This window comes from Agrobacterium sp. 16-2014-1-2a (assembly GCF_053522705.1).
Map to the genome: position 1 here is coordinate 229429 of NZ_JBNWBX010000004.1, position 13046 is coordinate 242474.

The 13046-nt window shown below is 57.8% G+C and carries 11 protein-coding genes; 8 read left to right on the forward strand and 3 right to left on the reverse strand.

Annotated features, from left to right (window positions below; genetic code table 11):
* Positions 1 to 12: 12 nt before the first annotated feature.
* Positions 13 to 480, reverse strand: coding sequence for a hypothetical protein (locus ACQZ45_RS15225; protein WP_065688564.1), 468 nt, complete (start codon positions 478 to 480; stop codon positions 13 to 15).
* Positions 481 to 553: 73 nt separating this feature from the next.
* Entirely contained in the window at positions 554 to 1447 is an 894-nt protein-coding gene (locus tag ACQZ45_RS15230; protein ID WP_013761096.1) for an AraC family transcriptional regulator, read from the reverse strand.
* A 197-nt stretch (positions 1448 to 1644) separates the two neighbouring features.
* Here ACQZ45_RS15230 and melA (ACQZ45_RS15235) point away from each other — a divergent pair, with 197 nt between their 5' ends.
* The 8 genes from melA (ACQZ45_RS15235) to ACQZ45_RS15270 all read left to right on the forward strand — a co-directional run bounded on the left by melA (ACQZ45_RS15235) (position 1645) and on the right by ACQZ45_RS15270 (position 11789).
* Positions 1645 to 3111: an alpha-glucosidase/alpha-galactosidase gene (gene melA, locus ACQZ45_RS15235; protein ID WP_065688630.1), complete on the forward strand. Its 1467-nt coding sequence runs from the start codon at positions 1645 to 1647 to the stop codon at positions 3109 to 3111.
* Positions 3112 to 3219: 108 nt separating this feature from the next.
* Positions 3220 to 5307, forward strand: a complete 2088-nt coding sequence (locus ACQZ45_RS15240) for an ABC transporter substrate-binding protein (RefSeq protein WP_065688565.1) — start codon at positions 3220 to 3222, stop codon at positions 5305 to 5307.
* 87 nt (positions 5308 to 5394) lie between these two features.
* Positions 5395 to 6402: an ABC transporter permease gene (locus ACQZ45_RS15245; protein ID WP_448742341.1), complete on the forward strand. Its 1008-nt coding sequence runs from the start codon at positions 5395 to 5397 to the stop codon at positions 6400 to 6402.
* 1 nt (position 6403) lies between these two features.
* A complete protein-coding gene (locus ACQZ45_RS15250; RefSeq protein ID WP_013761093.1) occupies positions 6404 to 7540 on the forward strand; it encodes an ABC transporter permease in 1137 nt (378 codons plus the stop codon).
* A 12-nt stretch (positions 7541 to 7552) separates the two neighbouring features.
* Positions 7553 to 9217 carry an ABC transporter ATP-binding protein gene (locus ACQZ45_RS15255; protein WP_111828774.1) on the forward strand — a complete coding sequence of 555 codons (1665 nt, stop codon included), beginning with the start codon at positions 7553 to 7555 and terminating at the stop codon, positions 9215 to 9217.
* Positions 9218 to 9238: 21 nt separating this feature from the next.
* The gene (gene melA, locus ACQZ45_RS15260; RefSeq protein WP_065688631.1) at positions 9239 to 10612 is read left to right on the forward strand and encodes an alpha-glucosidase/alpha-galactosidase; all 1374 of its coding nucleotides are present in this window, start codon (positions 9239 to 9241) and stop codon (positions 10610 to 10612) included.
* Between the two features lie 213 nt (positions 10613 to 10825).
* Entirely contained in the window at positions 10826 to 11428 is a 603-nt protein-coding gene (locus tag ACQZ45_RS15265; RefSeq protein WP_448742342.1) for a hypothetical protein, read from the forward strand.
* Positions 11429 to 11642: 214 nt separating this feature from the next.
* On the forward strand, positions 11643 to 11789 hold the full coding sequence (locus tag ACQZ45_RS15270) for a DUF1127 domain-containing protein (protein ID WP_004431290.1): 147 nt from the start codon (positions 11643 to 11645) through the stop codon (positions 11787 to 11789).
* A 442-nt stretch (positions 11790 to 12231) separates the two neighbouring features.
* Here ACQZ45_RS15270 and ACQZ45_RS15275 read toward each other — a convergent pair whose 3' ends face one another.
* Positions 12232 to 12675: a response regulator gene (locus ACQZ45_RS15275; protein ID WP_004431292.1), complete on the reverse strand. Its 444-nt coding sequence runs from the start codon at positions 12673 to 12675 to the stop codon at positions 12232 to 12234.
* Positions 12676 to 13046: the final 371 nt, after the last annotated feature.

The following is a 13046-nucleotide window of genomic DNA, read 5'->3' on the forward strand; positions in this document are numbered from 1 at the left end:
GAAGTGCCGCTTTTATCTTTGACGCGCCAGAACGCTCAGCCGGATCCAGCCCAGTGTCGCGCGCTTGAAGCGATCGTAAAACGAACGGGCAAAGCGCACATATCTCATGATCCATGCGAACCAGGCGTAGGTGAGGAGCTTCTCCCGACCGGCGTGGTAAATGCGCTCGACAATCAGGAATGTGGCGAGGTGAGCGAGGATCGTCAGCGCAATTCCCATTTTGACGGTGCCGTGCGCGATGAGGAGCAGGCCGATGATTTTCATCGGTTCGGCGATGGCAAATGGCACCGCCAGCAAAAGAAGAATGGCAAGACGCGGCAATCCGCCAATCCGGCTTTCCAGTTTCCTGATGAATGTCAGTCTGGATATCGCCTTGATGATCGGCCGATAGAGCGGGCGAAAAATGCCGTCGAGGATCAGGGCAAGCACGATGATTGCCCGAAGCGGAAAGATGAGGATCTTCCTGATTTTGTTGTTCACCTCATTCGGTCTCCAAAAGGGGCTGTATGGCCAATTCTTAATCGCCTGAAACGTGGCAAAACGAAGTTGTTTTTTACGATCTGCTCTGCTGAACGCTCGCATACATGCCTGTGGTGCGGAATTCGCTTGGATTGATGCCATATAGCCTGCGGAAGACCTTCGAGAAATAGTTCGGGTCTTCGAAGCCGCATAGCACGGATACCTCCTTGATGGGGATGTTTTCGGCTGTGGTGAGAAGCTTGGCTGCCCGCCTCAACCGTCGCTGCAATACAAATTCGGCCGGTGGCAGGCCTTCGCTTGCCGTGAAGATGCGGGAAAAATGCGCACGGCTGAGGCCGGCGACGGCGGCAAGATCGCTGACGGAAAGACGCTCTCCGAGATGCCCGTCTATATAGCTCAGCACCTGCTGCATGGTGCGATATTCACCGCCAAAGGAGGGATGCGAGCCGAACACGTCGTCATAAAGCGTCATCGCCGCTTCATAGGCGACGGCGGAGGCCGCACCTGGTGTTTCCGCGCCGTTGACGAGGCGCGAGCAACAATGGGCGAGATGATCGACGGTTTCCTGTTGCAGCTTGAGGATCGGCCCGGTGACGGCAAGAATATTGCGGTGAATGCGCAACGCCTCTTCGCCATTCATGGAGATCCAGAAGAACTCCCATTGCTTTCCCGCTTCCAGCCAGTAGCGATGATTGTGCGGGATGAGCAGGAGGAGAGTTTCGCCCGGCTTCACCACGTAATGACGGTTCTCGTAACGAAGGTTTCCCTGTCCGCCAATGCAATATTGCAGCACAGTGAATGGTGTCTGTCCGCGCTTTCGTCCGTCCCAGTCATAATTGCCACTGCTGCGGATTTCATAGCCGCTGCTGGTGGGCATTGTGTGCAGGGTCTGGCGGCCGCGGGGCAGCGAGACGGTCCGCATCCCCGGCCCCTGATCGATCAAATCGCGCAGCACAAAATTACCCATGAAAGCATAATCCTTCTCTGGTTCCGCTCGTCATTATACGCATAATCCCGAACCGAGGAGACAGCCAGCGCGATATTGTTGCGGAGAATTTTTCAGGAGTGCCGGTTTTCCGGGGTTCTTACAGGTATATTCTCGCATCGCCTTATTATGATCGTTTGGCCCGTTTCACCCGTTCGATTTGCAACAGAGGTGGCGTTATGAGTTTCAAAATCGCTATAATCGGCGCCGGAAGCGTCGGATTCACGAAAAAACTGTTCACCGATCTCCTGTGCGTGCCGGAGTTTCGCGACATCGAGGTCGCGCTGACGGATATCAGCCAGCACAATCTGGATATGATCAGGGCGATCCTCGACAAGGTCGTGGAAGCCAACGGTTTTCCGGTGAAAGTGACGGCGCATACCGACCGCCGTCGCGCGCTTGAGGGTGCGAAATACATCATAAGCTGTGTGCGGGTCGGCGGTCTGGAAGCCTATGCGGACGACATCCGTATTCCGCTGAAATACGGGATCGACCAGTGCGTCGGTGACACCATCTGCGCCGGCGGCATTCTCTATGGCCAGCGTAACATTCCGGTCATTCTGGATTTCTGCAAGGATATCCGCGAGGTTGCCGAACCCGGTGCCAAGTTCCTGAATTACGCCAACCCCATGGCCATGAATACATGGGCAGCCATCGAATACGGCAAGGTGGATACGGTTGGTCTTTGCCACGGTGTGCAGCACGGTGCGGAGCAGATCGCTGAAATTCTCGGCGCAAAATCCCCGTCCGAACTTGATTACATCTGCTCGGGCATCAACCACCAGACATGGTTCATCGATCTGAGGCTGAATGGCCGCAAGATCGGCAAAGAAGAGCTGGTCGCCGCTTTCGAGGCGCATCCGGTTTTTTCACAGCAGGAAAAGCTGCGCATCGACGTGCTTAAGCGCTTCGGTGTCTATTCGACGGAGAGCAACGGCCATCTGTCCGAATATCTGCCGTGGTACCGCAAGCGCCCGGATGAAATCGCTCGCTGGATCGATATGTCGGACTGGATTCACGGCGAAACCGGCGGTTATCTGCGTCACTCCACCGAGACGCGGAACTGGTTCGAAACGGAATTCCCGCAGTTCCTGGCGTCAGCCGCCAAGCCCATCGAACCGGAGAAGCGCTCCAACGAACATGCGAGCCACATTCTGGAAGCGCTTGAAACCGGGCGTGTCTATCGCGGCCACTTCAACGTCAAGAACAATGGCGTCATAACCAACCTTCCTTCTGACGCGATCATTGAGTCGCCCGGTTTCGTGGATCGTTTCGGCATCAACATGGTCTCGGGTATCACGCTGCCGGAAGCCTGCGCGGCGACCTGCATGGCGTCTATCAACGTGCAGCGCATGTCGGTACATGCGGCGGTCAGCGGCGATATCGATCTTCTGAAGCTTGCCGTGCTGCATGACCCGCTAGTCGGCGCCGTCGCCACTCCGGAGGAGGTCTGGCAGATGGTGGACGAGATGGTCGTCGCACAGGCGCGCTGGCTGCCGCAATATGCGGATGCCGTGCCTGATGCCAAGGAGCGGCTTGCGAAATCCACCGTCAAGACCCGCGACTGGGCGGGTGCGGCGCGCCGCAATGTGCGCTCAATCGAGGAACTACGGGCCGAGAAATCGGCGCTGAAAAAGGCCGTTTGAAGGAAAAGGCATGGGAACAGGCCGGTGGTGAAAAGGGAGTTCGCCGCCGTGGCTATCGCGACAACAGAGGGTGGGCGGTCGAAGAGCTGCCATTTGGGAGGAATGACGATGCAACTTCAACGCAAGATCGGTATCATCTCGGCATTGGGTCTTGGTGTTTCGATGATCGCACTCAGTGCGAACGCCTTCGAAACCACCACGCCGCCGGAGCCGCCGCAGTTTCCGGCGGAAGGCAAGATCAATTATGTGGCGCGCGACTCGATCCTCGAATTCAAGGCCCTGCCTGATTACAGCGAGCCAGACTGGATCACCGAAAAATTCGAGAAGACAGGCAAGCTGCCGCCCTTGAAGGAACGCTTGCCTGAGGAGCCGCTGGTCTACAAGACCGGCAACATGGTGGATGGCATCGGCGTTTATGGCGATACGATGCGCCATGTGATCGGCGGACGGCCCGAGGGCTGGAACTACATTGCCGGCCAGAGCCAGGGCTGGGGCGGCATCGATATTGCGCTTTCCGAATGCCTGACGCGCACAGCGCCGCTGTTTCAGGTGAATGCCAAGGACACCGAACCGCTGCCCAATCTCGCCAAAGGCTGGGAATGGTCGCAGGATGGCCACAAGCTGACGATGCATCTGGTCAAGGGTGCCAAATGGTCTGACGGTGAGCCGTTCAACGCCGATGACGTCATGTTCTACTGGGAAGACGCGGTTCTCGATCCCAACGTGTCGCCGCTCGGCGGCGGCGCGTCGCCTGAAGCCTTCGGCGAAGGCACCACGCTCAAAAAGATCGATGACTATACGGTGGAGTGGACTTTCAAGACCGCTTTCCCGAAGCAATATCTCTATACCATGGCTTATCCGAGCTTCTGCCCCGGACCGGCGCATATTCTGAAACCACAGCACCCGAAATATTCCAAGAACACCTATAACCAGTTCAAGAACGCCTTTCCGCCGGAATATATGAACATGCCTGTCATGGGTGGTTGGGTGCCGGTGGAATATCGCCCCGACGACATCATCGTGCTCAGGCGCAATCCATACTACTGGAAGGTCGACGAGAAGGGCCAGCAGCTGCCTTATCTCAACGAGCTTCATTACAAGCTCTCCACCTGGGCCGATCGCGATGTGCAGGCTGTGGCGGGATCGGGCGATTTCTCCAATCTCGAGCAGCCGGAGAATTTCGTCGCTTCGCTGAAACGCGCAGCTGACCCGAATGCGCCGGCTCGCCTTGCCTTCGGGCCACGCCTGATCGGCTATAATCTGCAGATGAACTTTTCCGCCAATGGCTGGGGCAATCCGGACGAGCGCGGGCAGGCCATTCGCGAGCTGAACCGCAACGAGGTGTTCCGTCAGGCGGTGACCTCGGCCCTTGATCGCAAGGCAATCGGCGACTCGCTCGTCAAGGGCCCGTTCACGGCGATCTATCCGGGTGGCATTTCCTCGGGCACCGGTTTTTACGATCGCAATTCCACGGTCTATTACCCCTTCAACCTTAAGGAAGCGAAAGCCGCCCTTGCATCAATCGGCCTGAAGGACACCGATGGCGACGGCTTCTTGAACTTCCCGAAGGAGACACTGGGCGGACGAAACGTCGAGATCATTCTTCTGGTCAATAACGGCTACACAACGGACAAGAGCATCGCGGAAGGCCTTGTCGGGCAAATGGCGAAACTTGGCCTTCGCCTCGTCATCAACAGCCTTGATTCCAACCAGCGCGATGCGGCCCATTATGGCGGTCAGTTCGACTGGCTGGTGCGTCGCAACTCCACCGAGCTTTCGTCCGTGGTGCAGAATACCGAGCAGTTGGCACCCGTTGGCCCGCGCACCAGTTGGAACCATCGCGCACCTGAAGGCAAGGAACTGGATCTGATGCCGTTCGAAAAGGAGATGGCCGATATCGTGCGCAAATTCATCTCCTCGCAGGACAATGCCGAGCGGGCGGAACTGATGAAGCAATATCAGAAGGTCTACACGCAGAACCTCTACACGATCGGGCTTACCGAATATCCCGGCGCGCTCATCGTCAACAAGCGGTTCTCGAATGTGCCGCAGGGTACGCCGATCTTCATGTTCAACTGGGCTGAAGACGCCATCATCCGCGAACGCCTTTGGGTCGCGGCCGACAAGCAGGGCAAATACGAGCTTTTCCCCGAGCAGCTTCCCGGCAAGCCGGGTGAGGGCGGCCCGATCAACTAGAACTCCTCCCGGAGAAAACCCGGTACCGGTCGCGCGTGAAGCGCGGCCGGAGACACACGGACTAGCCAAGCGGAGGATACCCGTTCGATGCTGAGATTCCTGACAATACGCATAGCCTCCGCCATTCCGGTGCTGCTTATCCTGAGCGTGGTGACATTCGCCATCATTCAGGCGCCACCCGGCGACTATGCTGACTACATCCGCTCGCAATTGATGAACCAGGGCGGTGCGTCCTTCGAACAGGCGGAAGCGCAGGCGCAGGCCTACCGCATCGAACACGGTCTCGATAAGCCGATCGTCGTGCAATATTTCAACTGGATCGGCGGTATCATCACACGCGGCGATTTCGGCTACAGCTTCTATTACAACAAGCCGGTTGCCGATGTGGTCGGCGAACGCCTGCCGCGCACCATCGCACTCGCCCTTGTCTGCCACATTCTTTCATCGCTTCTCGGCATCGGTTTCGGCATCTGGGCTGCCACCAGACAATATTCCTGGATCGATAATCTGCTTTCGACCGTCGCCTTCCTCGGCATGACCATTCCGCGCTTCCTGATGGCGCTGATCCTCGTTTACCTGATGGTGTTTCATTTCGACGTGTCGGAAATCGGCAGCTTCTTTTCGCCGCAATATGGCGGTGCGCCATGGTCATGGGGGAAGTTCGTCGATCTCGTCAGCCATGTCTGGCCGGTGGTTGCCATCGCCGTTTTCGGTGGACTTGCCTATAATATGCGGGTGATGCGCGGCAATCTGCTGGACACGCTGAACGCCCAATATGTGGAGACGGCGCGCGCCAAGGGCCTTTCGGAAGGCGCGGTCATCATGCGCCACGCCGTGCCGAACGCCGTGCATCCGCTCATTATGTATCAGGGCGTCGTGCTGCCCTATATGCTGAGCGGCGAAATCGAAACTGCGATCATCTTTGCGCTGCCGACCGTCGGTCCCGCCATCGTCGGGTCCATGGCGGTCGGCGATGTCTATGTCACCGCAACCTTCATGATGGTGCTGGCCGCCACGCTCATCATCGGCAACATCATCGCCGACATGCTGCTCGCCATGCTCGACCCGCGTGTGCGCGAATTCGGGAGGGCTTGAGATGGTGGCCGTTGACGAACTCAAGAATGAATCGGCTGCCGCAGCGAAGCCCGAGCGGGGTGTTCAGGGTAACGAGACCTATCTCGCTCTGGTGTGGCGGCGCCTCAGACGCTCTTTCACCGGCATGGTGGGGCTGGTGCTGGTGGTGCTGTTGATCACGATCTCAGTCTTCGCCGATTTCTTCGCGCCGATGAACCCGCTTGAAACCAATGACAGTTTCTCCCCGCCGCAGGTGGTGCGGTTCTCCGACAAGGACGGCAATATCAGCCTGTTCCCTCGGGTCTATGCCACCGCTGAAACGGACGAGCTCGATCCGGTGACCTTCCAGCCTATCGTCGGCCCGGATTACGACAATCCGCTTTATCTCGGCTTTTTCGTGAAAGGCGCGGAATATCGGCTGTTCGGCCTCATCCCGGCAAACCGGCACTTCTTCGGCACCACGGACGGGCAGCCGGTGCATTTTCTCGGAACCGACAAGTTCGGACGCGATGTGCTGTCACGCGCCATTTATGGCTCGCGCATCTCGCTTGCCATCGCGCTCAGTGTCGTCACCATCGTTACCGTCATCGGCACCAGCGTCGGGTTGATCTCAGGATATTTCGGCGGGCCGCTGGATGCATGGGTGCAGCGTTTCGTGGAAGTGGTTCTGGCCTTTCCTCAATTGCCGCTCTATCTCGCCTTGACGTCGCTTATCCCGGTCACCGCCCCGACGACTGTTTTCCTCCTCTTTGTGGTCGGCGTCATGTCGGCGCTCGGCTGGGCGCAGATGTCTCGCGAAGTGCGCGGCAAGACGCTGGCGCTGGCGCGTATCGATTATGTCCGCGCCGCGATTGCCGTCGGCGCCACCGACCGGCGCATCATTTTCCAGCACATCCTGCCGAATGTGATGAGCCATGTGATCGTTGCCGTCACGCTGCATATTCCAAGCGTCGTGCTGCTCGAATCCTTCCTTGGCTTTCTCGGTTTCGCGGTCAAGCCGCCGCTGATCTCCTGGGGGCTGATGCTTCAGGATACGGCCACCTATTCAGTCATTGGTTCCTATCCATGGATCCTTGCGCCGGTCGGCTTTGTGCTGGTCACCGTTTTTGCCTTCAACGCGCTGGGCGATGGCCTTCGCGATGCTGTCGATCCCTATTGAGAGGTGCGTAACATGGTTGCTGCACAGAACACCTACGCCCCTGCCATCCGCTTCGATGCTGATAATCGAAACGACCAGGCCATCATCGATGCACGCAATATTGCCGTGACTTTCAAGGTTGAGCACGGCACGGTGGAGGCAGTGAAGGACATTTCCTTCCAGCTTTACCGGGGGGAGACGATCGCCATCGTTGGCGAATCCGGTTCGGGAAAATCGGTGACCGCCCGCACCATCATGGGGCTTTTGACGAAGCGGGCCTCGGTTTCGAAAACCGCGACCGTGCGCTTCAACGGCGACGACATCCTGAAATTTTCAAGTCGCCAGCGGCGGGCGTTGCGCGGCAATCGTATCTCGATGATCTTTCAGGAGCCGATGAGTTCGCTGAACCCGATCTATACGATCGGCAGTCAGATCGTCGAGGCGATCCGCGTCCACTCGAAGCTGAGCAGGAAGCAGGCCGAGGCAAGGGCGCTCGATCTTTTGCGGCAGGTGCAGATTCCGGAACCCGAGGCGCGGCTGAAGCAATATCCGCACCAGCTTTCCGGCGGTCAACGACAGCGTGTCATGATCGCCATGGCGCTCTCCAACGATCCGGATGTGCTGATCGCCGACGAACCCACCACAGCACTGGATGTGACAGTACAGGCGCAGATCCTCAACCTCATACGCGATCTGCAGAAGAAGCGCGGCATGGCCGTGGTGCTCATCACCCATGACCTGACGATCGTGAAGCAGTTTTCCGATTACGTCTACGTCATGCAGCATGGCGAGATGCGTGAGCACAACACCACTGAGCGGCTGTTTGCAGCGCCGAAGCACCCCTATACCCGAAAGCTGCTTGCTTCCGAGCCGCATGGCACCGCCAAACCATTGCCGGAAAATTCCGGTGTGCTGCTGACGGCGAATGGCGTGCGGGTGTCGTTCATGATGCGCTACGGTGGCCTGTTCAAGCCGGAATTAAAGGAACTTGTTGCCGTCGACGATCTTGGTCTTACCCTCAAGCGCCATGAAACGCTGGGAATTGTCGGCGAATCCGGGTCTGGCAAAACGACCTTTGGCCAATCCCTGTTGCGGCTGAACGAGCCGGTGGCCGGGGAGGTGATTTTCGATGGCGAGAGGGTCGACGGCCGCTCCCGGTCTCAAATGCGGCCTCTGCGCTCTCGCATGCAGGTCGTCTTTCAGGACCCTTTCGCCTCGCTCAATCCACGCATGACCATCGGCCAGATCATCGAGGAAGGGCTGGTTATCAACGGGCTTGGTAAAACCAAGGCCGAAAGGCTGGAGCGGGTGCGCGACGCGCTGGAAGCGGCAGGCATGCCCGGCAACATCCTCTCGCGTTTCCCGCACGAGTTCTCAGGCGGCCAGCGCCAGCGCATCGCCATTGCGCGTGCAGTCGCGCTGGAGCCAGAATTCATCCTGCTCGATGAGCCAACCTCGGCGCTCGACCTTTCCGTTCAGGCGCAGATCATCGACCTGCTGCGCAAGCTGCAGGACGAGCGGGGCTTGAGCTACCTGTTCATCTCGCACGACCTGAAGGTCGTTCGCGCTCTCTGCCACCGCGTCATCGTCATGCAGCGCGGCAGGATCGTGGAGGAAGGCCCCGTCGAGGAGGTGCTGAACCGTCCGAAAACCGAATACACCCAGCGGCTCGTCCGGGCCGCCTTTGAAATCGCATAGTTCAAGATGCCGGAGGCAAATATGGTACGAGATCCCAAGATCACATTTATCGGCGCAGGTTCCACGGTGTTCATGAAGAACATCATCGGCGACGTGCTGCAACGTCCAGCCCTTTCAGGCGCAACGATCGCGCTGATGGACATCAACCGGGAAAGGCTGGAAGAAAGCGCCATCGTCGTCAACAAGCTGATTTCGACGCTGGGGGCAAAGGCGAAAGCCGAGACTTTTACAGACCAGAAAAAGGCGCTCGCCGGTGCCGATTTCGTCGTCGTCGCCTTCCAGATCGGCGGATACGAGCCCTGCACAGTCACCGATTTCGAGGTGCCGCGCAAATATGGCCTGCGTCAGACCATTGCAGATACGCTTGGTGTCGGCGGCATCATGCGGGGCCTGCGCACCGTGCCGCATCTGTGGAAGATTTGCGAGGATATGCTCGCCGTCTGCCCCAATGCGATCATGCTGCAATATGTCAACCCGATGGCGATCAACACCTGGGCGATTGCGGAAAAATACCCGACCATCCGGCAGGTCGGCCTTTGCCATTCGGTGCAGGGCACGGCCATGGAACTCGCCCATGACCTCGATATTCCCTATGAGGAAATCCGCTATCGTTCGGCCGGCATCAACCACATGGCGTTTTTCCTGGAATTTGAGCACCGCCAGCCTGATGGCAGCTACAAGAACCTCTATCCCGATCTCGTGCGCGGCTATCGCGAAGGCCGTGCGCCGAAGCCCGGCTGGAACCCGCGCTGCCCCAACAAGGTGCGGTACGAGATGCTGACGCGTCTCGGCTACTTCGTCACCGAAAGCTCCGAGCATTTCGCCGAATACACACCCTATTTCATCAAGGAGGGGCGCGAGGACCTGATCGAGAAACTCGGTATTCCGCTCGATGAATATCCCAAGCGCTGCATCGAACAGATCGAGCGTTGGAAGGGGCAGGCGGCGGCCTATCGCTCAGCCGAAAAGATCGAGGTTAAGCAATCCAAGGAATATGCCTCCTCAATCATCAACTCGGTCTGGACCGGCGAACCGTCTGTCATCTACGGCAACCAGCGCAACAATGGCTGCATCACCTCGCTGCCATCAGATTGCGCTGCGGAAGTGCCCTGCCTTGTCGATCATAACGGCGTGCAACCAACCTTCATCGGGGAATTGCCGCCGCAGCTGACCGCGCTGATGCGCACAAACATCAACGTGCAGGAGCTGACGGTGCGGGCGCTGATGAGCGAAAACCGCGAGCATATCTTCCACGCGGCGATGATGGACCCGCATACGGCAGCGGAACTCGATCTCGACCAGATCTGGTCGCTTGTGGATGATCTGCTTGTCGCGCACCGGGACTGGTTGCCGGAATGGACGCAGGTGGAGGTGAAGCGCGCTCGCGCGGTGTAAGCTCGCTTCGCCGGACTGCTGAATGCAAAAGGCCGTGGGTTTCATCCACGGCCTTTTTCTGTTTCACCTATGCCCCCACGACGGCAACGGTGGACGACTTTTCTCGCCCATTTCCGAATGTGTTAAATTAATTGTGTTCGGTAAGGGTATGTTCGCCTTACGTGAATACCCTTATGAGGGCGGATAAAAGCGGCCATGTTCAGGAGTAGCAAAATGAATATCGCACCAAGTCTGTCACTGGCAGCCATGATTGCCCTGGTCGCGACGCCGTCTCTTTCTTCGGAGGATATGGGCTCGGAGACAAGCGAAGCGATATTCGGTTTTGGCGGCGCCCTCACCACGGAAGACATGCTGAAAAGCGCAGCACTCATTCCGGTCGACTATGAGAAGAACGCCATTCTGGGTGGCGGTTATCAGTTCTATCCCTATCGCATCGGCAATGTGAAGCTGGGCGGTGAAGTCGGCGTTGCCGTCAGATTTGGCAAGGGTTTCACCGGTGAAGTCTGGGCGGGGCCTGTCGCGCGTTATGACAAGATCAGGCTCGGGGAACGGTTGTTCGTTTCGCCGAGTTTCACGGCGGGTCTGAGCCTCGTCTCGGATGCGCAGCCGGGGCGGGAGAGGCAAGAAGAAATCAAGGACAACGGCAACGCAAATGTCCTGTTTTACCTCGGCCCGGAAATCAACGTTTCCTTCAGCGAAGAATCCTCGACGGAGTTCTTCTGGCGGCTTCACCACCGTTCCGGCGGCGGCAAGACGCTGGGCAATATGAAGGGCGCGACGAATGCCAATGTGTTTGGCGTTCGCTACAAGTTCTGACGACGTGGTGCCGGTAGCGGCCCCGGATATGACTGAATTTACGCCATACTTCTGTTTTTCCGCGCCCCTCGGAGGATGACCCTTGCATTCAGCGCATGGGTGGCCTGCCTTATTCTGTCTGTTCTTTGGTCCCGACAAGGCGCATATAAGGGACATCAAAGGACGCCGGAACGAAACGTTACTGACGTCGCCAACACCTTGAAAGGGTAATGTCATGAACGTAGCACGCAGCTTTAATAACTGGCGCAAGTATCGTCAGACCGTCAATGAACTGGGCCGCATGAGCAGCCGCGAACTGCACGATCTCGGTATCGACCGTAGCCAGATCAACAGCGTTGCCCGCGCCGCCGTCGGCAAGTAATCAGGCAGCTATTGCCGCTTTTGAATGACTAAACGCCCGCTTCGCGGGCGTTTTTGTTTTTGGCGAACCGTCGACGCTTGTGTCTCCCACGGGGCATACCATGCAAAGGCGAAAATCAGCCTGTTGCATTGATGTTTCGCGTTGGAAAAATCGCCATGCGTTTGATGCATGTCTGAGGTGCAAGCTTGTGTCTGTGAAATGCAGAAAAAAATGATATCTTCAAATCATCGAAACGGATGTACCTCCTCCCACATCCTTTCGGTAATGCGGGTGATCCTACTCCTCCTCCCAAGGATTGCCCCGGGGACAGCGGTTTCCTCCTCCCATATCGCTGTTCAATCTTTCAAGAAGCCTGCCGCACCTCCTCCCGCGGCAGGCTTTTTTGTTTTCAGCGCCGGGCGGCGTTTTCAGGCAACCCGCTTTTTATCTCCACGACAATGGTTCAGTCGAAAGCCATCATGCCGATGGGCGTAACCGCCCGCGTGCCCGCGCGCTTGGCAAGTGCGTAAGAAAGGCACTGCTCCACGGCGTCCTGCGGCACAGGTTTTACGATAACGCCTGCGCCGATACCGAGATTGACCACCACTTCCGGATTTGCCGTCATGAAGATCACCACGACGCCGTGATCCTGCGAAAGCCGCCTCCCGATCTCCGGGCCGGTCTGGCCGTCGGCGAGATTGACGTCGACAAAGGCAATATCTGCGCGGCTGCCGAGTGCCACGGCCTGATCCAGCCGGTTGGCGATGCCGATGACGTCAGCTTCCTCTTCCGCCTGCATAATGGAATCTTCGATATCCATGGCGATGAGAAATTCGTCCTCCACGATCAGCACACGCGGTTGTTCCGTGCGGAAACCCGGTTCGTTTTGCAGGATGTATGCGGACATATGACTGCCTCCATTCCATGCGCTTTAGCGCGGTCGGAAGGCAAACACCTGCCGAAGCAACTCGTTCCAAAGTGAGATAAACATGGTGAATACAGTGTAAACGGACTGGCTTTTCGGCTATCACCTCTAGATAGCGAAGCAGTTGATTCGGTTTGGTTTTCATCCGGGGAAGGGGTCGGAGACAGTCGCCGTAGCGCATCTTTCGCCCCTGGAGCACAAGCCTTTAGCCGCAAGCGGGGCAAAGGCTTGCATGCAAATTCAAAGCGTTACAGCGTCCTTCACGCGCCAGGAAGGACATGCAGGAACGTTGCCGATCATTCGCGTGCCGCGGTTAAAAAACGGCGCGAGACCCTATGAGTTTAGAAAGAGAA

Excerpts from the sequence above, each read along its gene's own strand:
- ACQZ45_RS15230 (WP_013761096.1), bottom strand. The coding sequence starts at position 1,447 with ATGGGTAATTTTGTGCTGCGCGATTTGATCGATCAGGGGCCGGGGATG.
- melA (WP_065688630.1), top strand. The coding sequence starts at position 1,645 with ATGAGTTTCAAAATCGCTATAATCGGCGCCGGAAGCGTCGGATTCACG.
- ACQZ45_RS15240 (WP_065688565.1), top strand. The coding sequence starts at position 3,220 with ATGCAACTTCAACGCAAGATCGGTATCATCTCGGCATTGGGTCTTGGT.
- ACQZ45_RS15245 (WP_448742341.1), top strand. The coding sequence starts at position 5,395 with ATGCTGAGATTCCTGACAATACGCATAGCCTCCGCCATTCCGGTGCTG.
- ACQZ45_RS15250 (WP_013761093.1), top strand. The coding sequence starts at position 6,404 with ATGGTGGCCGTTGACGAACTCAAGAATGAATCGGCTGCCGCAGCGAAG.
- ACQZ45_RS15255 (WP_111828774.1), top strand. The coding sequence starts at position 7,553 with ATGGTTGCTGCACAGAACACCTACGCCCCTGCCATCCGCTTCGATGCT.
- melA (WP_065688631.1), top strand. The coding sequence starts at position 9,239 with ATGGTACGAGATCCCAAGATCACATTTATCGGCGCAGGTTCCACGGTG.
- ACQZ45_RS15265 (WP_448742342.1), top strand. The coding sequence starts at position 10,826 with ATGAATATCGCACCAAGTCTGTCACTGGCAGCCATGATTGCCCTGGTC.
- ACQZ45_RS15270 (WP_004431290.1), top strand. The coding sequence starts at position 11,643 with ATGAACGTAGCACGCAGCTTTAATAACTGGCGCAAGTATCGTCAGACC.
- ACQZ45_RS15275 (WP_004431292.1), bottom strand. The coding sequence starts at position 12,675 with ATGTCCGCATACATCCTGCAAAACGAACCGGGTTTCCGCACGGAACAA.